Genomic DNA, 21,160 nt, shown 5'->3' with positions numbered 1-21,160 from the left:
AGCACTCTTCGAGCAGACAGCTCCCTCCAGTTTGGCAGCAACCCAACGGAGGGAGCTTCTTGTTATAGAGCCTTCCCGCTATGAGGCCTTCTCGTTAGGCGATGTTCAGATCTACCCACGCGCATCGGTGACGTAAATTCCAACGCGCACCTGGTGCCACGGGCTGCGCTCGGGCGCGACCTGCTGCACGCGGCACTCGAGCGCGTCACCGTGTCCGAAGTAGAGGAGCGGCGAGATGGTGCCGTTCATCTCCGTGGGGACGAACCCAAGCTTCACGCCCTGGAAGTAGATTGCGACCGCCTCGGGGTCGTGCGGGTTCTCGAACTCGGGAACGAGCTCAAGCTGCTGGCCCGGCTTGAGCTGGTCGAGGACGAGCGCGCCGTCCCAGTACTGGAACCCGGCGATGTGGAACGACATGAGATTGCGTGACGGCTCGAACATGGTTGCCTCCTTGGCCCCGCGCCGCCGGCCAACCGACGGCTTCTTTTGACGATGCCAAGGTATCGCGCCGCCCGGACAAAACTGGATAGCTGCTAGATCTTGAATTTCGAGATGCGTGTGAGATCATGATCTCAGGCTCTCGGAAGGATGTAGCATGACTGCGCCGCAATACGAAATCATCAATATGAGCATATCCGACCTCGAGCGCATCGATCTTCCTTTATTTCAACGCCGCTTTGTATGGAACACGAAGAAGAAAGAAGCCTTCATCACAACGCTTCATGAGGGCCTTCCTTTTGGTGCTGTTCTCGTGTATCCAAAGACCAAAGAGGCTAACTCCACGCTTCTTATCCTTGACGGACAGCAACGCCTTTCTACAATCAGGGAATTCAAGCAGCATCCACTCACCTATTGGAAGTCGTTGGAATATGACAAGTACCTCGAGCAGCTGAAGATGGTAAATGCGCATCTCGACGAAACCATGCAGCTCGATGAGACGAGATTCGACGATCTGTTGAATAGCAGCGATGATCAACTCGATTATTGGTTCGATCCAATTAATCCCATTGAAAACCGCCAGACAGTAAGAAAGCTAATCAAGGCTACAAGAAGGATGATGCGTGAGTACGTAAGCCTTGAAAGCCTGAAAATACCCGCAATTGAGTATCGTGGGGATCAAGAGAGAATCGCCGACGTCTTCGCCAATCTAAACCAAGGCGGCGTTCCCTTGTCGAAATATGAGATCTTTAGCGCAGCGTGGAGCAATACGAAGATCCATCTGGCCTCGGCTGCCATTTCCCCCATCCAGGACGAGATACTCTCGAACGTTAAACAGCATTACCTTGATATGGGCCAATCTACGGAATTCGAACTTGACGGATTCTCCGAAGATCAATTAACCCAAGAGCGAACGATTACCCTCTCCGAGCTTGGAATCGCTCTAGGAAAATATATCTGCGATAACCTATGCGCGCTCGTTCCGCAAACGAACAACGCGGTCGCTGAAATCGGGTTTGGCGTACTTGGCATTGCGACCGGCACGGATAACCGCAAGCTCAGCACCCTAATTAATCACGTTCCCTATCTCGATGCGAATCTCCAAGTCGTCCTTGATAAGGTCAACAGGATTTGCAAGAACCTGCAGGACGTCTTTTCCAAGTTGCTCAAACGGTTCAAGTCGTCCAAGAATAATGAATACGCGCTTGGTATCTCGACGACATTCAAAACGCTTTCCTATTTCGCCGCCCTTTGGGACCTTGATCCCGAATCTGCAGAGTACAAGCGCTCGCTGAAAAACATCAAAGCGTATTACGTGTATGATGCACTTGCTAAAACCTGGCAATCAAAAGGTGACCTGCGCCTTATGAGCTACTATCCAGGCGCAATGCAGACGCGAAATTACCTTACCAAGCTTGACCAAAAGTCATTTGAGGACACGTTCAATCACTGGCTTTCCGATTGCACGCCCGGAATCATTTTCTCGAAGGAGATCACCGCACTCGTTACCATACATGCCAACCTTACCTACTTGGCCAAAACAGTCTCATATGGAGAAAGCTACGAGCTTGAGCACATCATCCCTCGTAAACTCATTTCTTCCTCGGACAACCAGCCAGTGAAAAAGGTGTTTGGCAATTCTTTGGGAAACTGCATGTATTTGCCGCGCTTCGACAACAACAAGAAGAAGGACAAGACGCTGTACGACGTAAACCAGGACGGCAGGTATTCGAAGCTCATCCAGGAATCAATGTATTTCACTCCCGAGGAACTCAACGGAGCAATCATCGCAATCAGAGAGAAGGACTTCGACAAAGCAAATCTCATCATTCACAACCGAGCACAGCGAGTTGCGAAGTCCACTATCGATACCCTCTTGGCATAAGAGCTTTTTTGGTCGATGCTATCTCTCTACAGCCGCACGCCGCGCGATGACCTCGCCGATGCGGTGCGGGATGCCCACGATGAGCGCGTTGCCCATGCAGAAGGCGCGCTGATTGTCCGACATGCCGCTGTTTGTCCAGCCCTTTGGGAACCCCTGCAGCTGGTCGAGCTCGTCTGGAACGAGCCGTCGGTACCTGCCGTCTGCAGCCTGCACGATGTGTTTGGAGCGTGAGGCAGACCCCCCCCCTCACTCGTAAGGATGGTACGGGCGGGCGCGTCGACCGGATCCGGGAACGCCATGGCGCCTTCCGAATAGAGGTACTCGAAGCCGGTCTGCTTGTTCACGCGCGGCTCCTTCTTGCCTCCCTTGAAATAGCGCCACTTCTCGAGCTTCTCGTCCTCGACGTAATACTCGTCGGGAACCTCCTCGTCGGGAACGAGCACGTCGCCAAGGGTGATCATCGGCCCGTCGTAGCTCGCCTTCGTCGCAACCGTGCAGACTTTACCGCCCTGCATTGCTCCGGCGTTTTCGAAGGGCGACTGCTTGAGACCGCAACCGAAGTGTTCGGAATTCTCGTACGGGTCTGAAAACAACTCGATGTGCCGGATACTCCCAACTGGCTGAGCCGGGAACGCCACGGCGATGACGCCGCGCTCCAGACGCTCCTCCAGGTCCCATGCGTCATCGGTCTTCTCGGCATAGATGTAGACGCGGCGACGCTTTTGCGGGAACCCGTAATCGGCACCGTTGATCACGCGCCATTCAACGGCGTAGCCGAGCGTCGCGAGACAGGAAAGGATGATGGCGAAATCGCGGCCTCGCTGCGATGCGGGGCTCTTGAGCAGGCGGTCGACGTTCTCGAGCAACACGAATCGAGGACAACCCTTCAACTGCAGGAAACGGTAGATGTCCCACCACAGGACGCCCTTCTTGCCGACGATACCCTTCGCATGGGCAAGCGGCTTCGCGACGGAGTAGTCCTGACACGGGAACCCGCCTACGACCATGTCCACGTCGGGAATATCGATCGCGCCGTCTTCGTACGCATCGAGTACCGCATGGATGTCTTGGTTCACAACGGCATCGTCGCCGAAACGCATCCGGTAGCATCGGGCGGCAAACTGCTTGGTAAACGTTCCCGGCGGCTCCCACTGGTTGGCCCAAACCGTGGTGAAGGGACCTGCAGCAGGCATATCGAACTCCAAGCGCTTCGGGTCATGATATCCCTCTAACCCAAGCCTGAATCCCCCGACACCTGCAAATAGCTCGGCAACCTTGATCGTATTCTTCGCCACGTCGTCCCCTAAACTATGAGCACAGCGCTTCTTTGCACTGCTCGAATCTGCCCGCTTTACTCTATCGATCTCCTCGCCGATATAGCGCGCATTGATCCAAAAACACTTCTTCGTCTCCTGAGATCCATATGGTGTCGGGAGGGTGTCGTCCTTGTTCCTGCCATGGGGCCGTACATGGCAGCAGCGGTTCTCCTTCGAGGTCACCGAACGGTCGGCATGACCGTCGCGCACCCTCCGTTGCATCTCCTCATAGCAGCGCCTGGCCTCGACGATATCGGCGTCGGGCATCTGCCAGAACAGCACCTCGGCAAGGCGGAAGCGCCCCTTCTCGCGCCTGTCCTCGCGATAGATGACGAAGAGGTACTTCTGGCGCAGATAACCCAGAAAGTCGCTCTCCTCAAAGCTGCGCTCGGCAAGATCAAGATAGCTGAACGCCGGGAACGAGATCGACTCCTTGGGGACGCCGTTGCGTTTGACCCTCATGGTTTTCGCCTTGATCCCCGCCTTCTCGAACTCGGCGATCTTGAGGTTCTCGTCGACTCCTAAGATATGCTTGGTAATGAGCGCACAGAGGTTCTTCGGCTTGCGACGGCCAGTCCACGAATACCCGCATACGGCGGCGAGCTCCTCCTCCGTAAGGCCCGTGTACGGTTCGAAGCGGCGCTTCACAAGCTCAAGCAAGTCGAGCGTGCCCTCATCGCGAACACGGCGGATGCTCTGAACGTCCAGTAGGTGGTTGAAGGTAGCGGTCATGTAGGACTGCTTGATCGCCCAAGCACGCGGCTTGGCAGGGATGGGCGAGAATGGTTGCGGCCTGCGGTCCTTCGCCGAAGCCGCCTTGGTCGCCGCCTCGAGATACAACGTGTCCGAGCCCGAGAGCTCATGCGCTTTACCGGCACGGATCTTGTCCACGACGGTATCCCAATCGTGCTTGAACGTCGGCAGGTCCTCTTGGGGGATCCCCCACAGCTCGACGATCTTGATGAGGAAGTCGACGGGATTGAGATCCTTGTCGTACTGGTACGCGACCAGCAGGATCTTCCGGAGCTTCTTCTGAAGCGAGCTCGTCTCCCAGGTCTCGTCAACAACGTTCATGTAGTTGATAAGGCTGATGACCAGCCGTTCCTTTGCGGAATGGTCGCCGTTGCGCTTCACCTTGAGAGGCGTTGACTTGAGCTCGGTCGACACCTCGGCGAAATCGGGGTTCGGATCGCTGTTGTTGGCATAGTGGAAGTAGTATTCCTCGAGCGCGTCGCCGAACGAGCCCTTGCGCTTATGCGAATCCTCGATATCGGTAAGATCGCACGCCTCGCGAAGGGTCTTGCCCTCGAGCTGCTTTGCGTACTCGACGATCGAAGCCAGTGAAGAGGCATCGTAATCGGTACGCTCGAGATGCATGGGCCACTCCATAGAACATATGATCGATCGGCCCATTGTATCGATCGATCATATGTTCTATGTGGATCGCAGACTTTCCGCCACCCAACTCTCTCGAAGCAAGCACGCACTATGTCGGGAAGACCAGCCTCGCTCGATATGACATAATGCGGACGATTGAACCCGTGGTTTGGAGCGCGCATGATACGGCCGATCGTCACCTCACCGTTGCTGCTGCGGCTTCCCAGCGAGGAGGCGACGCCTGAGGATGCCCCCATCGGGCAGGACCTGCTCGACACCCTCACCGCGCACAGCCACGAATGCGTAGGCATGGCGGCCAACATGATCGGCGTGCGCAAGCGCATCATCGTCGTTCAGGATGGCGACCGGCAGCTGCTCATGTACAACCCCGAGGTCATCGAGGGCGCCCAGGAGTACCGGACGGAGGAGGGCTGCCTCTCGCTCACGGGCGTGCGCGCGGCGACGCGCTTCCGGCGCATCAAGGTCCGCTACCTCGACGGCGCGTTCGCGCCGCAGACCCAGTCGTTCACGGGATATACCGCCCAGATCATCCAGCACGAGGTCGACCACTGCAACGGGATCGTCATCTAGACCCGCAGCGCAACCCGCCTATGCTCCGCAGCTGATTAATAGGGCCATGAGGAACAGCCCGGCGAACGCGCCGACAACGATGCAGCAGCCGGTGCCGGAGGCGCCCCGGGCAGGTTTGCCGAAGCCGTCGCGTGCAGTTTTCCTCGGCAAACTTACTGTGAAGGAACTGCGCTCTTTTAGGAATCTGTCCTAATATGCTATCTGACAGGGAGCATTTCGGCATAATAGGCATCACAGCGCGCCGCGCCCGGGACGCACCGACGCGACGCATCGCCCACGTACGAAGGAGTACACCATGAAGTTCGTTTGCCCCGTTTGCGGTTACGTTGAGGAGTTCGACGGCGAGGAGCTGCCCGCCGATTTCAAGTGCCCCCAGTGCGGCGTCTCCGGCGACCGCTTCATCAAGCAGTCCGAGACCGAGATGACCTGGGCCGCCGAGCACGTCGTGGGCGTCGGCAAGCTCCCCGAGGTCTCCGAGGACATCGTGGCCGACCTGCGCGCCAACTTCGAGGGCGAGTGCTCCGAGGTGGGCATGTACCTCGCCATGGCGCGCGTCGCGCACCGCGAGGGCTACCCCGAGATCGGCCTGTACTGGGAGAAGGCCGCCTATGAGGAGGCTGAGCACGCCGCCAAGTTCGCCGAGCTCCTCGGCGAGGTCGTGACCGACTCCACCAAGAAGAACCTCGAGATGCGCGTCGAGGCCGAGAACGGCGCCACCGCCGGCAAGTTCGACCTCGCCAAGCGTGCCAAGGCCGCCGGCCTCGATGCCATCCACGACACCGTGCACGAGATGGCCCGCGACGAGGCCCGTCACGGCAAGGCGTTCGCCGGCCTGCTCAAGCGCTACTTCGGCTAAGCTCCGGCGCACATACCCCTCTGGTATGCAAGGGCGCGCGTTCCGCTGGGACGTGCGCCCTTTTCTTGTGCCTTGAGCAGGTGGTTTGCCATTTTTCATGTGGAACTTCTGGCAGAGTTGCCATTTTTAAGGCGGAACTTTTGGCAGTGCCGCTTGCCGTAGCTATGCGAAAGGGCCGCTGCGCGAGCAACGGCCCTTCCCTATCGAGCTATGTAGCCGCAGGTCCGGCTGCGGGTCGGCTTACCAGCGGTTGCCGCCGCGATCGCCGCCGCGGCCGCCGAAGCCGCCGCGCCCGCCGCGGTCGTCACGGCCGCCGAAGCCGCCACGGCCACCACGGCCGCCGCGGTCGCCGCCGAAGCCACCGCGCCCGCCGCGGTCACCGTAACCGCCGCGGCCACCACGGTCGTCACGCCCACCGAAGCCGCCACGGCCACCGCGGTCGCCACCACGACCGCCGAAGCCGCCGCGATCGCCGCCGCGCCCGCCGAAGCCGCCACGGCCACCACGGTCGCCGCGGTCGCCGCCGCGGCCACCGAAGCCACGGCCGCCACGGTCGCCGCCGCGCCCGCCGCGGTCGTCACGGCCGCCGAAGCCGCCACGCCCGCCGCGGTCGCCGCCGCGCTCCTCGCGCTCCTTCTCGCAGCCCATCTCGACGAGCGGGTCGATGATCTCATCGAGCAGCTCGATCATGGAGCGGGCGGAATCGGACGAGAGCTGCGGCACGAGCTTCTTGCGGCGGTCGCCGCGGGCCTCGGCCAGCTCGACCGCGTCCTCGCTCGCGAAGACGACGATCTTGCGCATGTCGCCGTCCTCGGGCTCGATGCGGCCCACGATATCGTTCTTCTCGGCCTCGATCAGCAGCTCGTTGAGCAGGCGCAGGCGCATGCCCAGAAGGTCGGCCATCTCCTTCTCCTCCATACGGGGCTTGAGGTCGAGGAGCTTGAGGGCGCGGACCAGATCCTTGGTGCGCTCGGCCTCCTCGGCAGCCTCGTCGGCGAGAGCCGCCTTGCGGTTGCGCAGCAGGCGCGCCGCGCGGTTCACCTTGTCGAACAGCACCTCATCGAGGTCCTCGGCGGGAAGCTCTGCCTCCTCGTCGCCCTCCTCGATCTCGGACTCGATGCCGTCCTCGTCGTCCTCGATGGCGACCTCGATGTCGTCGCCCTCGAGCTCAACCTCGACGGCAGCTTCCGCGGCCGTCTCCATAGCGTCGTTCTCTTCCATGTTCTCGATCTCGCTGTACTCAGACATGCGTTCCTCCTGCGCCTTCCGGCGTCTGTCATGGGGCTCGACCGCCCCGCCATCTTGAGGCCTCTCGGCCGTGCACGAAAACGTGCGCACCTCAGTGTAGAGGTCGCGCACGTCAACGGGCTGCACAATCTGTGCGACCACGAAAGCTGGACAATCCGCACCGCGCCGTCCCCCATGCCCGGCCGCGATACGGCACGCGCGGAGGCGAGGGCAGCGGGCGCTGCGGCACGCGATGGGCTAGAACGGCGCCACCACGAGCATGAACGCGAACGCCGCCGCCGAGACCGCGATGACCGCCACGTAGAACGTGCGGCACATCCGGTAGGCCCCGTCGCGGCCGAACCGCGCGATGACCTCGTCCGTTCCCTCGGCGCGCATCGCCGCCACGAGCTCATGGCGCTCGAGCACCGCAGAACGCTCGACCTGCACGCGCTCGGCCTCGTCGCGGCCGTAGAGCGCGAGCACCACGCCCGCGAGCTCGAACGGCTCACCGGCGCGGTAGGCCGCCGTCATCTTGGCGAGGTGGCGCCAGCAGGTGACGAGCGGGTAGAGCGCGACCGCGCAGGCGAAGAGCACATCGGACAGCGGGTCCGTGATGAAGACGATGCCCTCGTGCCGATTGCCCGCGGCCACGGCGAACAGGCCGAACACCGTGAGGAAGAACGCCGCACCCACATACCGGAGCACCTGGCCCTTGAGCCCGGTGAACTCGCTCTCGCGCGGACCGATAATCGCATTCAGCGCATCCATACCGACCTCGCTTTCGCCAGACCTCGATACCATGGACGCACGAGATCGGCCATCACGCCATCTCGCCGCGGAACCCATGCTTCCCATCTGTTGGCACAAATCTACCCGCGCGAAACCGTACGAGTGTTAAAGGCATGTAAGGGATTGGTAAAGATAGACCGACGCAGACTCCGCGTCCTGCCCGCGGTTTACAACAGAAGATACAGAACGAAACCTGCGATAGGGAGCGCCAGCGCGACCGCTGTTCCCGTGCATCCGAGATGTCCTCCGGTTTGGCCCCGCCTCTGCACGGGCTCCTCGCCTCGGGCAACATCGATTGCGACATCGCGCCCATCGACGCAGCCGTCACCGTTCCAGTCTATGAATCTCATATGCTACACATCCCATACGTTCGTCCGGCAATATGTGTCGAACAACCGATCGAGCTCCATTGAACGCCAGGCGAGGAACTCCTCCATTCTGCCGAGATCACCCAACGGCTCGCACCACTCGAACTCACCGACATCCCATTCGTCTGGCTCGAAGGGCGCCAGACCGTACCCCGGAGGCAGCAGGGCGCATACATCCCCGTACAGGCTCCTCGCCCTTCGTTGCAGCAGGGCACGCAAGCTGCTCGAGAAATCGGTTGGATCCAAGAGGCTCTTGCAAATATAAGCGGTGTTGCTCGGAGCGGTGAAGAGCCCGGGAACCGCGCGCAGGCAAGGCGATCCATTCGCGGCCACGACCTCGCGCCCGAATCGCTCGCCACCCTTATGGTCAAGAAGATGTGCCAGCGCGTAGCCGTTCGGCCCTATCTTGCCAAAGGCCCATCCCGTGAAGAGGAATGCCCACAGCTGCTTAGGGTACGAGTTGTCATCGAGCTTCACGGCATCGCTCAGCGATGCAGCCTCGACGGATCCGTGGCGAAACGCTTCGATTTCTTTAGTTCCCGAATGACGCCGGACGCCTGGAAAGGCGCATGCGGAACCCTCCCAGAGGTACAGGTCGGGATCGACCCCGCACGCCTCCAAGCGGAAACGCCATTCCGGCGCGTGCCGCTCGTTATCTTTGGCGAGCGCTTCCACGATTTCCGGATCGAGAAACCTCGTGTACCGAGCGACCAGGGATGCAAGGATCCGCGCGTCGTCATGCGATGGCAAGGGCCACTCCGGCCAGTCCGCCCGCTCGTTGCGACGGCTCTCAGCATTGCCTGGAATGGTATGGTTCCCGGAGACGCCTGCCGGGCGTCGTGCCCGAGGCCGACTAGATTCTGTTACCCCGTTGCGGAAATCTCGGTAGAGGACGGCGGCATTCTTGAGCGAGGCCGTGCCCGTGCGCACGTTCCCCTTGATGGGAACGTGATGCCGCGGCTTCCGGCCCTGGCTCTCATCCTCAGTCGAATAGACCAGGCTCGCGATCAACGAGCCGAGCCCGTCGCGCTCATGAAGCTTGTCAAGATCGCCCTCGTATCGCTCAAGGCGCTTGCAGCGCGAGAGCGAGGATTCCGCCGACGCCGGGCTAAGCCCCCTGTCCCGCACCAGATAGGTGAAAAAATCGCTTTCGAGCACCACGCCCCCTAACACGAAGCCGGCGCAGACGGTCCTAGCCTGCGAGGCTCATCCCCCGGAAATGGATCCCGCACGAGTCGAGGATGCGCTTGGAGATGAGGTTGTCCTCGGTGCCCTCGTACTTGTCGTCGAGGTAGACCACCTCGCCGATGCCCACCTGCGCCAGGATCTTCGCGCACTCGTTGCAGGGGAAGAGCGTCACGTAGATGGTCGCGCCGCCCATGTCCTTGAGCGAGCCGCGGTAGTTGAGGACGGCGTTCGCCTCGGCGTGGACCACGTAGCCGTGCTTGTCGTGGAGCGGGTCGTCCGAGACGCCCCACGGGAAGTCGTCGTCGTTCAGCGCGGAGGGCGTGCCGTTGTAGCCCACCGAGAGGATGCGGTTGTTGGTGTCGGCGATGCAGGCACCCACCTGCGTGTTGGGATCCTTGCTGCGCATGCTCGCCGCCACGGCGACCCGCATGAAGAACTCGTCCCAGGTGATGACGTCGTTGCGCTTCTCCGACATGGCTGCTCCTCGCTCCCAGCGGCCGCTTGCCGCGTTGCGTCAACTATGACGCATGCAGGGCCGCGAAACAAGCACCGGTTTTTTCGCGTTTGCGACCTGCACGGTGGCGATCGCAGCTTCCGCCTCGCGGGAACGGCACTGCATTTCACCCGAACCGAATCTGCGGGCGGATTTTAGCAGGAAACGGCTTCTATATGGCCCCTCTCCTGCTAAATCCTGCCCGCAGGTTTTCCTACAGCCTCGATAACGGGGCAGACTCTCGGCTACAGTCGCGACGTCAGCTCTGGCGGTAGTGCGCGAAGAAGTCGGCGAGGTCGTCCATGGCCTCGCGCAGGACCTCCATGCGCGGCAGGTACACGATGCGGAAGTGGTCCGGCGCGCCCCAGTTGAAGCCGCCGCCGCGCGTGATGAGGATGCGCTTCTGGTGCAGCAGGTCGAGCGCGAACTGCTCGTCATCGGTGATGTTGAACTTCTTGACGTCCATCTTGGGGAAGATGTAGAACGCGGCCTTGGGCTTCACCGCGGTGATGCCGTCGATGGCGTTCAGGCGCTCGTAGACGAAGTTGCGCTGCTCATACACGCGGCCGCCGGGCGCGACGTACCCCTTCACGCTCTGGTGCCCGCCGAGCGCGGTCTGCACGATTGACTGCGCGGGCACGTTCGAGCACAGACGCATGTTCGAGAGCATGTTGATGCCGTAGATGAAGTCGCTCATGCAGCGCTTGTCGCCCGAGAGGACCATCCAGCCGATGCGGTAGCCGGCGATCATGTGCGACTTCGAGAGGCCCGAGAACGTGACGCACGGCAGGTCGGGCGCGAGCGAGGCGATCGAGATGTGCTCGACGCCGTCCATGCACAGGCGGTCGTAGATCTCGTCAGAGAAGATCATGAGCTGGTGGCGCCGGGCGATCTCGACGATCTGCTCCAGGATCTCGCGCGGGTAGACGGCGCCCGTGGGGTTGTTGGGGTTGATGATGACGATGGCCTTCGTGCGGGCGGTGACCTTCTTCTCGATGTCGGCGACATCAGGGTTCCACTCGGCCTCCTCGTCGCAGACATAGTGCACGGGCGTGCCGCCGGCGAGCGTGGCGCACGCGGTCCAGAGCGGGTAGTCCGGGCTCGGGATCAAGATCTCGTCGCCGTTGTCGAGCAGCGCGTTCATGCACAGCTGGATGAGCTCCGAGACGCCGTTGCCCGTGTAGATGCCGTCCATGGAGACGTTGGGCAGGCCCTTGATCTGGGCGTACTGCATGATGGCCTTGCGCGCGGAGAAGAGCCCGCGCGAGTCGGAGTAGCCCTCGCAGTCGGGCAGCTGCTGGCGCATGTCCTGCACGACCTCGTCCGGAGTGCGGAAGCCGAACGGCGCGGGGTTGCCGATGTTGAGCTTGAGGATGCGCAGGCCCTCGCTCTCCATGCGGGCGGCCTCGTCGGCAACGGGGCCGCGGACGTCGTAGAGGACGTTGTCGAGCTTGGATGATTTGTTGAACTGGCGCATGGTGGTACTCCCTGGGGTCGAGACGGTGGTCGCAGGTGCCTGAGGCGCGGTCGCAGGCCGCGCGCTAGCTCGCGCGGGTGTCGTGGGCGCCTTGCCGCCCTCCTGCGGGGACGGACCGTGCGGCACCTGGGCGGCGGCAGCCGCGCGGGGCGCGTCCTCCTCCCCCGACAGCCAGGCGGCACTCACCCCCAAAAGGGAGGCGAGCAGCTCCATGACGTCGCGGCGCGGCACCGTCTTGCCGCTCACGTACTGGCTCACCTGGCTCTTGCCGAGCTTCTTGCCCTGCTCGGCGGCGGCGTGGATCAGATCGGCCTGCTTCATGCCCGCCTGCTCGAGAGCACTCGCCAACCGTTTCGAGAATCGCTGGTCTGCCATGGTCTCCGCCTTGCATCGGTTCAATTTGAACTCACGTTGAACTACATGGTAGCAGGAGTTCAATTCCATAGTTCAATTTTCATCGATAAATTGAACCTACACAAGAGACCTCGACAGGGGTTCACATTTCAGACGATCTGCGCTCAAGATCCATGCCGCCGCCCCCGCTTCAACGCGCTTAGCCAATAGCGATAGCCCCCAGCTCCAATGCCGCGTCGACCACCTCGTCGAATCCGATACCCTGCGCGTACGGCGTATCGGCGACATAGCGCTCCCAAGACTGCAGCATGGCCTTTGATCTCCTGACCTCCTCGAGACGGGCGGCATAATCGGCCAACAGGGCAGTCGACCCGCGCTGCCCCGCCGTAGCGCTGACCGCTAGCTTCAGCTGCTCGGCATCAATGGAATCCCGTTTGGCCCTCATGAACATGAATATGTCGTAGAAATCTCTTCCACGGGTATTACCGCTACCCCTGCTCACTACCGCCTCAAGCTTCTCGGCGAGGATGGTTACCAGGGGGTAGGACAGCACGCTGACGGTTCCGCCGTCGAACATGAGCGGGTAGGCGAACTCCACTTCTCTCGGCGTGATGGTGTCGCCCGTGGTGATGTCGAGTTTGATAGGCGCGTCTATGCGGCCGTAGCGCACCCTGATGTGCGCGCGCCAATTCGCGTACTCGTCATCCTCGCGGATGGGAGCGATGCGCTCGAATGCGTACTCCATGCCATCGCCGACTTTGACGGCGCATATGTCGCGAACCACCCTGCTCACGCTCTCCTCGTCCATGTCCATCCCATGGACCGTCGTGTCCATATCCATCGTGGTCCGGCGCGCCATACCCGTGATCGCAGCGATGAGCAGGCCTCCCTTGAGCACGAATTTGTCTGCGTAGTCACTGTTCGAAAGACGCAGCAGCAAGTGTTCAAAGAGGTACATATTCAGCACCTCTTGCGGTCTGAGGCCGTGCTTCTTGGAAACCGCCCTGATCTTTCCCCGTAGGCTTGCATCGTTTCTGATCTCGGTCGTCATGTCAGCACCTCCAGATACGTTTGAAGTTCGTCTCTGACTCCCAGGGCTTCGCACATCTGGGATAGGCGCGCAAGGTCGCGTCCCTCCATCCTGAAGTAGCCGCCCACGGCGTCGCGGATGAGCTGAGCGTCGACACCCCCTTTCGATCTCTGCTTGATGAGGTCGGCAACTGAGCGCTCGGCGTCATAGCATCTAGTGGTGTTGCCCATAGGGGTCTTCACCTCGATGAGGCCCAGACCGTGCAGCGCGGGCGACACGCGGTGGATGCGGATGCCAGGGTTCTCTTCCTTCAAGCTTTTCGGGTTATATCCATGCGGGACGGTGACGTCGAGCACGGACGGCACCCTATCGGAAAGTCCTAGCAGGTAGAGAGAGCTGCCATGAGACAGGATGCATCTCTTCCAGCGCAGGCACACGGTGACGAAATCGTCATCGAGCGAATCGAAGCAGCAATACACGCCGCGCGACGGCTTGTCGATATCACCGCATTTGTACGCATAGTCGATGCTGCCGGGCGTGAAGCCCGCCTTCTTGAGCCGAGCGGCAGTCGTGATGCCGCCCTGCTCTTCGATGAATTTCAAGATATCGATCGACTTCATCATCACCTCTTAGATTATTGGACACATTCTACTACTTTTTGTGTCTATTAATCTATAGCGATGGCAATGAGTTCGCTAGAATGACTCGGCTGACCGGTTCGCCGAACCGAGCTCGACGGTGTACAGCGGCTTGTAGCGCGCGCCCTCGGGGGCGAGCGTACTCCTGAAGAGCGTCACGCGCGTGGCGTCGGCGGGCTCGGGGAACGGCAGCTCCGGCAACGGGCCGCGCGGCAGTTTGGCGCGGCGGGCGAGCGTGATATGGGGCCTGAACGCCTTGTGGTCGAAGGGCACGCCGCGCTCCGCGAGCTCCGCGCGCACGGCGTCTGCGAGCTCGAGGAGCGCCGGCGCGGGCGCGATCCCCAGCCAGAGCGTCGCGTCATGCGGCTTGCCGAACTTCCCGAGGCCGTCCGGCGCGAGGCGCACCGGGGTCCTGCCGCCCGCGGCGGCATCGATCGCCGCCATCGCCGTGCGCGCCTGACGCTCGTTCACCTCTCCCAGAAACGCGAGCGTCAAGTGGTAGGTATCGGGCTTCATGAGGCGCCCGGGCACGCAGGCGCCCAGGCCCCGCGCGAGCGCCGCGACCTCGTCGACCATGCGCTCTGGCAGCTCCAACGCGATGAAGGTCCTCATGGGCACCACCCCCCTATACGCGAGGCGGCGAGGGCAGAGCGCCACTCGCCGCCTTCAATCGGTCGAATCGGCTGCACGTCCCCTTGCCGGACGGCACCGGGTTCTGCGCTAGTACGGCGCGTCGTAGCTGATGAACACATCCGTCCCGTAGCCGAAATCGCTGATGCTCACGTACCAGCTGCCGTCCTCGCCGTAGAACTCGCACATACCCGAGACGGAGAACTCCGAGAAGTCGAAGTCGTAGTCCTCGACGTCGTTGATCCAGCCGCTGTCGACATCGAAATCGAAGGTCTCCGCGGCCTCCTCGAGCTGCTCCTGCGTGTTTGTGACGCCGTACATGACGTTGCCGAGGCCGAACGCATCGGCGATGCCCTTCGCCTGCACGATGTAGTCGTCGGGCTCGATATCTGCCGTGTAGGAGATGCTCACGGTGTTGACGCGCGCGTCTGCGGGGACCTGGTCGACGCTCTCGATGCCGGTCATGCTCGCGCCGGTCCCCGAGTCGAGGTACAGCGAGATGAAGACCTCGTCGTCCTCGGAGTTGGAGGGCACCGAGGCGGGCGTGCCCGAGAAGGAGACGTCGCAGTTGCCGGACTCGTAGCCGAACACGCTCACGATCTCGAAGCCCTGGCCCTCGAGCGCCGCGCGGATGTCGGCGAGCGACTTGCCGCTGAAGTACGCAGGGTCGCAGTAGTCGGGCATGGTGACCTCAGCTGCCGCGGAGGTGCTCACATCCGTATCGACATTCGAGCTGGTCGTGCCCGAGGACGGCCTGACGACGCCCATCACGATGACGACGCCGACGATGGCGCAGATGACGAGGAAGGCAGCGACGATGCCGATGATGAGGCCGGTGCGGCGCTTCCGCCCGGGCTGCTCGAAGGTCGGCGGCTGCTGGGGCTGGCCGATCCACGCCGCAGGCGGCTGCTGCGGTGCCGCCTGCCCCGGCTGCGGGGCCCACGGCGCCGGCTGCTGGGGCGCGGGCTGGCTCGATGCCGGCTGGCTGGGCTGCGGCGCCCACGGGGCGGGCTGGCTCAGCACGGCCTCGCTCGGCTGCGGGGCCCAGGGTGCGGGCTGCTCGGGCTCGGGCGCATTGAAGGGCGTGGGGTCCGGCTCCGCGGCAGGCTCCGGCGCGGTCGCGGGCTGGGGCTCGGAGGCGGGTTCCTCGGCCACAACGGGCCCCGGCTCCGCGGCGGGCTCCTCCGCGACGACCGGGCTCACGGGCTCGGCGGCGGGCTCGGCGGCAACGGGTTCGGCCGCGGGCGGCTCGGCGGGCATCCCCTCGGGGGCGGCGAAGTCGGGGGCCGGCGCGGCCTGCTCGGGAGCGGCATCGGGCGCGACCGTTTCAGGCGCGGGCGCCGCGGGCTGCGGGGCGGCGGGCGCCGTCCCCGCGAGCTGCTCGGCCGACATGAGCGGGGCACCGCAGGTGACGCAGAACTTCGCGGTGTCGTCGTTGCGGGCGCCGCATCTCGTGCAGAACATCTCGTCCTCCTCGTCATCATCCGGCACAGGCGCCGGCTCGGTCATAAGGTCAGGCCCCGCCTCGGCGCCCTCGGGCGCGAGCGGCGGGGCCCGCATCGGCTATTCCTTGCCGTCCCAGCAGTAGGTGCACACCTGGCTGGGATCCAGCCCGATCGCCTCGAGCATGCCCGGCAGGCTCTGGTAGCCCAGAGAATCGAAACCCAGCTGCTCGCAGATGCTCTTGAGCAGGCACTTGCCGCGCTCGGTCGAGCTGTCGGCGTACTCGTCGAGGTGCTCGTCCCCCTCGGGGCCCTCGAGCTCGCGCACGACGCGGCGCGCGATGAGGTCCATATCGGACTTGCCGCGCGAGAACGACAGGTACGGGCAGCTGAACATGATGGGCGGGCAGGCGGAGCGCATGTGGACCTCGGCCGCGCCGGTCTCGTACAGGAAGTCGACCGTGTTGCCGAGCTGCGTGCCGCGCACGATCGAGTCGTCGACCAGAAGGAGGCGCTTGTCGCGGATGAGCTCCGGCACGGGGATCTGTTTCATCTCGGCGATGCGGTCGCGCACCTTCTGGTTGGTGGGCATGAACGACCGCGACCACGTGGGCGTGTACTTGATGAACGGGCGGGCGAAGGTCGCGCCGCACTCGTTGGCGTAGCCGATGGCGTGCGGCGTGCCCGAGTCCGGCACGCCGGCGACATAGTCGACCTCGGGCAGGGTGCCGGCCATCGCCTCATCGCGCGCCATGACGTGCCCGTTCTTGTAGCGCATGACCTCGACGTTCACGCCCTCGTAGTTGGAGTTGGGGTAGCCGTAGTACACCCAGAGGAAGGCGCAGATCTTCATCTGGTCGCTCGGCGGGGCCACGGTCTCGAAGCCCTCGGGCGTCACGCACACGATCTCGCCGGAACCCAGCTCGTAGGCGTCCTCGTAACCGAGCTTGTGGTAGACGAACGACTCGAGCGAGACGCAGTACCCGTCGCCGTTCACGTCGCGGCCGATGATCACGGGCAGGCGGCCCATCCGGTCGCGCGCGGCGTAGATGACGCCGTCCTCGGTCATGACGAGCAGCGTGAGCGAGCCCTTGATGGCGCGCTGCGCGAAGAGGATGCCCTCGACCAGGTCGTCCTTCTGGTTGATGAGCGCCGCGACGAGCTCGGTGTGGTTCACGGCGCACGAGCTCATGGCCATGAACTGCGCGCCGCCCTGCTCGAAGTACGCCTCGATCAGCTCGTCCGCGTTGTTGATGGCGCCCACCGTGGTGATGGCGAACGTGCCGTGATGCGAGCGGACGAGCAGCGGCTGGGGATCGGTGTCGCTGATGCAGCCGATGCCGCTCGTGCCGTGGAACGTCTCGAGGTCCTTGTCGAAACGCGACCGGAACGGGGTGTTCTCGATGGAATGGATCTCGCGGTTGAAGCCGCCCGTGCCGTCGCAGAACACCATGCCCGCGCGGCGCGTGCCCAGATGCGAATGGTAGTCGACCCCGAAGAACACATCCAGGACCACGTCGCGCTTGGACGCCGCGCCAAAGAATCCACCCATATCATGCCTTCCCATCGGCGCTTTTCGATGTTCCCCAGTATAAAGCGTGCGCCTTGCCCACGCACCGGGACCGCGAGGTTTAGCGAGTTTTTCTTGATACGATAGAAGGCGACGAACCGCCGGCCCGCCCCGCGCGGGACCGCCCGCAGATCCTGGAGGCCCAATGAACATCCTGGTGATCCCGCCGTTCAATGACGCCCAGTAGGCCGTGCTCGAGGCGGGCGCGCCCGGTGCCGCCTTCACCTACACCGAGGCCCGCCACGTGACGGACGAGCAGGTCGCCGCCGCCGACGTCATCGTGGGGAACCTCCCCGCGGAGCGGCTCGCACAAGCGCGCCGGCTGCGCCTCCTGCAGCTCAACTCCGCGGGATACGACGCCTATATGGCTCCGGGCGCGGTGCCTGCCGGCGTCGCGCTCGCGAGCGCCGTGGGCGCCTACGGGCAGGCGGTCTCAGAGCACCTGTACGCGATGCTCCTCATGCTCATGAAGCGCCTCGACGGCTACCGCGACGACCAGCGCGCGCACGCGTGGACCGACCGCGGGGCCGTGGCCACGCTGGCGGGCGCGCAGGTGCTCGTGCTCGGCGCAGGCGACATCGGATGCCATTTCGCGCAGCTCGCGAGCGCGCACGGCGCGCACGTCACGGGGGTCCGGCGCCACGCGGGCGCGGCCCCTCAGGGCTTCGAGCGCATCTGCACCATGGACGAGCTGCACGACCTGCTGCCCAAAGCCGATGTGGTCGTCTCGATCCTGCCGAGCGCGCCCGAGACCCGCGGTCTTGTGGACGCGCGGTTCCTTAGCTCCTGCAAGCGCGGCGCGTACTTCGTGAACGGCGGCCGCGGCGACCTCGTCGTGCAGACGGACCTCATCGCGGCCCTCGAATCGGGCCGGCTCGCCGGCGCCGCGCTCGACGTGACGGTACCCGAGCCCCTGCCCGCGGACGACCCGCTGTGGGACGCGCCAAACATCCTCATCACACCGCATGTCGCCGGCCAGTTCCACCTCTACACGGTGCTCGACAACATCACGCGCATCGCCGCCGAGAACCTCCGTCGCCTTGCGGCGGGCGAGCCGCTGCTCAACGAGGTGCCGCTGCCGTAACCATCGCGTGCTTTCGAGTGACGGGACCGTCGGGACAGCTCGGGGAAACAAGCGGGACCATCGCCACTCGAGCAACGGGGAATGCCGCCATCGTGCGGTCGAGATGGCGCCTATCGGTCCCGTTTAGGCGGAGAGAAGGCTCGCCAAGGCAATTCGATTGAATAATGAATAAAAAAAGAGGTTCATAAAGTTCGCGAATTGCATCTGCTTGATATTTCCGCAGGTAATCGGCATGTCGCTAATCTTCTTCTCTGCCTTCTTTTATTCAATTATCAATCGAATGGTAGTTCGTGCAATTCGAAGTTCATTTGAATATCGAGTTGCGCGAATCCTGCAATTCGAAGTTCAAAAGAATAGCGAGTAGCAGCGTGGGCGATGCGCGCAACGCATTCATGGCGGCAAGCGCCGCCGAGCGAGCGCCCCGAGCCCATCCCGAGCGCCGCTACTCCAGCTCGGAGCGGCGCGCCTCCTCGAACGCGGCCTTCATGGTGGGGTTGCCGCGCGTGAGCTTCTTGATGGTGAGGCCCTGCGCCTTGTCGTTCGCGAGCCTGAGGTTGCGGTCGCTCGACAGCAGCGCCTCCTTGGTCTTCTGCAGGTGGCTGATGGTCTTGTCGATCTCCTCGATCGCGGTCTGGAACTTGCGGCTCGCCAGATCGAAGTTGCGCGCGAAGCCGTCCTGGAACGTCTCGAGCTTGGCCTCGAAGTTCGTGACGTCGATGTTCTGCTGGCGCATGAGCGCGAGCTCCTGCTTGTAGGCGAGCGCGTTCAGCGCGGCGTTGCGCAGAAGCGTGATGAGTGGGATGAAGAACTGCGGGCGGATCACGTACATCTTGGGGTAGCGGTAGCTCACGTCGACGATACCCGTGTTGTAGAGCTCGCTCTCGGGCTCGAGCAGGCTCACGAGCACCGCGTACTCGCAGCCCTTCTTGGTGCGGTCCTGGTCGAGCTTCTTGAAGAAGTCCTCGTTCTTGTGCTTGGTCGCGGTGGCGTCGTTCTCGTTTTTCATCTCGAACATGATCGAGACGATCTCGTTGCCCGCCTCGTCGCGCTCCCGGAAGATGTAGTCGCCCTTCGAGGCGCGGCTGCCGTCCTCGCCCACCATGGCGTCGTTGTCCTTCTCGAAGTACGCGCGCGGGAACGCCGTCATGCGCAGGCGGTTGAACTCGGTCTCGCAGTGCTGCTCGAGCGTCTCGCCGACCATCTTGGTGGAGAGCCTGAGCTTCATGTCGCGCAGGCGCTCGATCTCCTCGTCCTTGTAGCGGATGAGCTCGGCGGTGGTGCGCCGGCTCTGCTCGAGCTCGAGCGAATGGGACGCCTCGATCTGCTGGACCTTGCTCTCGTGCAGGGCCTTCTCGCTCGTGAGCGCCGCGCGGGCCTCGTCGCGCTCGCGCTCCACGGCAGACACCGCCTGGGCCACGGCGAGCTTCTGGCCGGCCTCCTCGGCGGCGAGCCGCTCCTTCAGGGCCGTGATCTGGGCGTCTTTATCCGAGAGGTCCTGCTGGTGGCGCGACGCGGCCTCGGCGAGCTCGACCTTCGAGGCCGCCTCGCGCTCGGCGAGCTGGGCGCGCAGGGCGTCGAGCGAGCGCTCGAGCTCGGCGATGTCCGCGCGGGCGCGCTCGCGCTCCTCGGCGGCGGTCTTCTCGCGCACGAGCCCCTGCTCGGTCTCGGCCGAGGCGAGCTTCGCCTCGAGCTCGGCGATGCGCGTGTCGCGGCCGGCGACCTCCTGCTGCAGCGACTGCTCCGCCTGCTGGCGCGCAAGCGCCACGGCCTGCGCACGCTCGCGCTCCATGAGCTCCTCGCGCTCGGCGAGTTGGCGCTTGAACTCCTCGTCGCGCACCTGCCGCACGATGTCGGCGTAGCCGCTCTCGTCCACCTGGAATACGGTCCCGCACTTGGGGCACTTGATCTCGTTCATCGCCTGGCTCCTCCCCGCGCCGCGCGGCGCTCTTATGTCCACCTGCATGCTAGCGTACCCGACCGCGCGGACACAACGCGCGGGCACCGGGAGCGGCGTGGCAGGTGACGGGACGCCGCGAAGAGGGCGCCGCGTGCGGCCGCCGCGTCCCACCGGCATGCGGAAACGCTCCGGCGGGCGTACCTCCGCATCTCGTCCACATAGTCGTAAGTTTTCCTTCATCACTGTGGATACCCCGTGCGACCGGGCGGCACCCGGGCACGTCGACGCGGAATCGGGTATCCGAGAGAGGGGAAGGGTTCGCGAACCAGGCCAAAGGGAAGGAAGCGCATGGCGAAAACCGTGCTCATAGCCGAAGACGAGGTTGATTTCCGATCCCAACCGAACACATTGAGCTGACGGCACGCTCCCGCAGTTAACCGAACGCCCCCGAGGTCCTATCCGGGCCCCGGGGGCGGCATTTTCCCAGTTGAAGGAATGGTGGAGATG

The 21,160-nt window shown here is 63.3% G+C and carries 17 protein-coding genes and 1 pseudogene; 4 read left to right on the top strand and 14 right to left on the bottom strand.

Annotated features, from left to right (window positions below; translation table 11 throughout):
• Nucleotides 1-111 precede the first annotated feature (111 nt).
• Complete coding sequence (locus FS885_RS06480) at nucleotides 112-441, bottom strand: HIRAN domain-containing protein (RefSeq protein WP_144744257.1); 330 nt, start codon at nucleotides 439-441, stop codon at nucleotides 112-114.
• 154 nt (nucleotides 442-595) lie between these two features.
• On the opposite strand from FS885_RS06480, the gene FS885_RS06475 reads away from it, so the two are divergent.
• Nucleotides 596-2,323, top strand: coding sequence for a DUF262 domain-containing protein (locus FS885_RS06475; protein WP_222419891.1), 1,728 nt, complete (start codon nucleotides 596-598; stop codon nucleotides 2,321-2,323).
• A gap of 18 nt (nucleotides 2,324-2,341) precedes the next feature.
• On the opposite strand, the gene FS885_RS10190 is transcribed toward FS885_RS06475, so the two are convergent.
• Nucleotides 2,342-2,536: a DNA cytosine methyltransferase gene (locus tag FS885_RS10190; RefSeq protein WP_425458925.1), complete on the bottom strand. Its 195-nt coding sequence runs from the start codon at nucleotides 2,534-2,536 to the stop codon at nucleotides 2,342-2,344.
• 503 nt (nucleotides 2,537-3,039) lie between these two features.
• Nucleotides 3,040-5,016 (bottom strand): annotated as a pseudogene (locus tag FS885_RS10035) (Sau3AI family type II restriction endonuclease); the annotation flags it as partial.
• A gap of 180 nt (nucleotides 5,017-5,196) precedes the next feature.
• Here FS885_RS10035 and FS885_RS06455 point away from each other — a divergent pair.
• Nucleotides 5,197-5,607, top strand: a complete 411-nt coding sequence (locus FS885_RS06455; RefSeq protein WP_144744256.1) for a peptide deformylase — start codon at nucleotides 5,197-5,199, stop codon at nucleotides 5,605-5,607.
• A gap of 295 nt (nucleotides 5,608-5,902) precedes the next feature.
• Nucleotides 5,903-6,463, top strand: a complete 561-nt coding sequence (locus tag FS885_RS06450) for a ferritin family protein (RefSeq protein ID WP_144744255.1) — start codon at nucleotides 5,903-5,905, stop codon at nucleotides 6,461-6,463.
• Nucleotides 6,464-6,703: 240 nt separating this feature from the next.
• Here FS885_RS06450 and FS885_RS06445 read toward each other — a convergent pair whose 3' ends face one another.
• From FS885_RS06445 to FS885_RS06400, 10 genes are all read right to left on the bottom strand, one after another.
• Nucleotides 6,704-7,711: a hypothetical protein gene (locus FS885_RS06445; protein ID WP_144744254.1), complete on the bottom strand. Its 1,008-nt coding sequence runs from the start codon at nucleotides 7,709-7,711 to the stop codon at nucleotides 6,704-6,706.
• A 237-nt stretch (nucleotides 7,712-7,948) separates the two neighbouring features.
• Nucleotides 7,949-8,461, bottom strand: a complete 513-nt coding sequence (locus FS885_RS06440; RefSeq protein WP_144744253.1) for a hypothetical protein — start codon at nucleotides 8,459-8,461, stop codon at nucleotides 7,949-7,951.
• Nucleotides 8,462-8,835: 374 nt separating this feature from the next.
• Nucleotides 8,836-10,008, bottom strand: coding sequence for a hypothetical protein (locus FS885_RS06435; RefSeq protein ID WP_144744252.1), 1,173 nt, complete (start codon nucleotides 10,006-10,008; stop codon nucleotides 8,836-8,838).
• A gap of 34 nt (nucleotides 10,009-10,042) precedes the next feature.
• Entirely contained in the window at nucleotides 10,043-10,513 is a 471-nt protein-coding gene (locus FS885_RS06430; protein WP_144744251.1) for a deoxycytidylate deaminase, read from the bottom strand.
• A gap of 277 nt (nucleotides 10,514-10,790) precedes the next feature.
• Nucleotides 10,791-12,383: an aminotransferase class I/II-fold pyridoxal phosphate-dependent enzyme gene (locus FS885_RS06425; RefSeq protein ID WP_144744250.1), complete on the bottom strand. Its 1,593-nt coding sequence runs from the start codon at nucleotides 12,381-12,383 to the stop codon at nucleotides 10,791-10,793.
• A 178-nt stretch (nucleotides 12,384-12,561) separates the two neighbouring features.
• Nucleotides 12,562-13,413, bottom strand: a complete 852-nt coding sequence (locus tag FS885_RS06420; protein WP_222419889.1) for a nucleotidyl transferase AbiEii/AbiGii toxin family protein — start codon at nucleotides 13,411-13,413, stop codon at nucleotides 12,562-12,564.
• Complete coding sequence (locus FS885_RS06415; RefSeq protein ID WP_222419888.1) at nucleotides 13,410-14,012, bottom strand: type IV toxin-antitoxin system AbiEi family antitoxin domain-containing protein; 603 nt, start codon at nucleotides 14,010-14,012, stop codon at nucleotides 13,410-13,412. Before FS885_RS06415 ends, FS885_RS06420 begins: the two co-directional genes overlap by 4 nt.
• Nucleotides 14,013-14,087: 75 nt before the next feature.
• Nucleotides 14,088-14,642, bottom strand: coding sequence for an RNA 2',3'-cyclic phosphodiesterase (gene thpR / locus FS885_RS06410; protein WP_144744248.1), 555 nt, complete (start codon nucleotides 14,640-14,642; stop codon nucleotides 14,088-14,090).
• 108 nt (nucleotides 14,643-14,750) lie between these two features.
• Entirely contained in the window at nucleotides 14,751-16,220 is a 1,470-nt protein-coding gene (locus tag FS885_RS06405) for a zinc ribbon domain-containing protein (protein WP_144744247.1), read from the bottom strand.
• A gap of 3 nt (nucleotides 16,221-16,223) precedes the next feature.
• The gene (locus FS885_RS06400) at nucleotides 16,224-17,654 is read right to left on the bottom strand and encodes an amidophosphoribosyltransferase (protein WP_144744246.1); all 1,431 of its coding nucleotides are present in this window, start codon (nucleotides 17,652-17,654) and stop codon (nucleotides 16,224-16,226) included.
• Nucleotides 17,655-17,862: 208 nt separating this feature from the next.
• Between FS885_RS06400 and FS885_RS06395 the strand changes: the two genes are divergently transcribed.
• Nucleotides 17,863-18,756, top strand: a complete 894-nt coding sequence (locus tag FS885_RS06395) for a D-2-hydroxyacid dehydrogenase (RefSeq protein WP_246060832.1) — start codon at nucleotides 17,863-17,865, stop codon at nucleotides 18,754-18,756.
• A gap of 442 nt (nucleotides 18,757-19,198) precedes the next feature.
• On the opposite strand, the gene FS885_RS06390 is transcribed toward FS885_RS06395, so the two are convergent.
• Nucleotides 19,199-20,671, bottom strand: coding sequence for a DUF2130 domain-containing protein (locus tag FS885_RS06390; protein WP_144744245.1), 1,473 nt, complete (start codon nucleotides 20,669-20,671; stop codon nucleotides 19,199-19,201).
• Nucleotides 20,672-21,160: the final 489 nt, after the last annotated feature.

This window comes from Enorma burkinafasonensis (genome assembly GCF_902150035.1).
Classification (GTDB): Bacteria; Actinomycetota; Coriobacteriia; order Coriobacteriales; family Coriobacteriaceae; genus Enorma; species Enorma burkinafasonensis.
The sequence above is the reverse complement of the archived record's forward strand: the minus strand, read 5'-3'. Positions and strand labels throughout refer to the sequence as shown.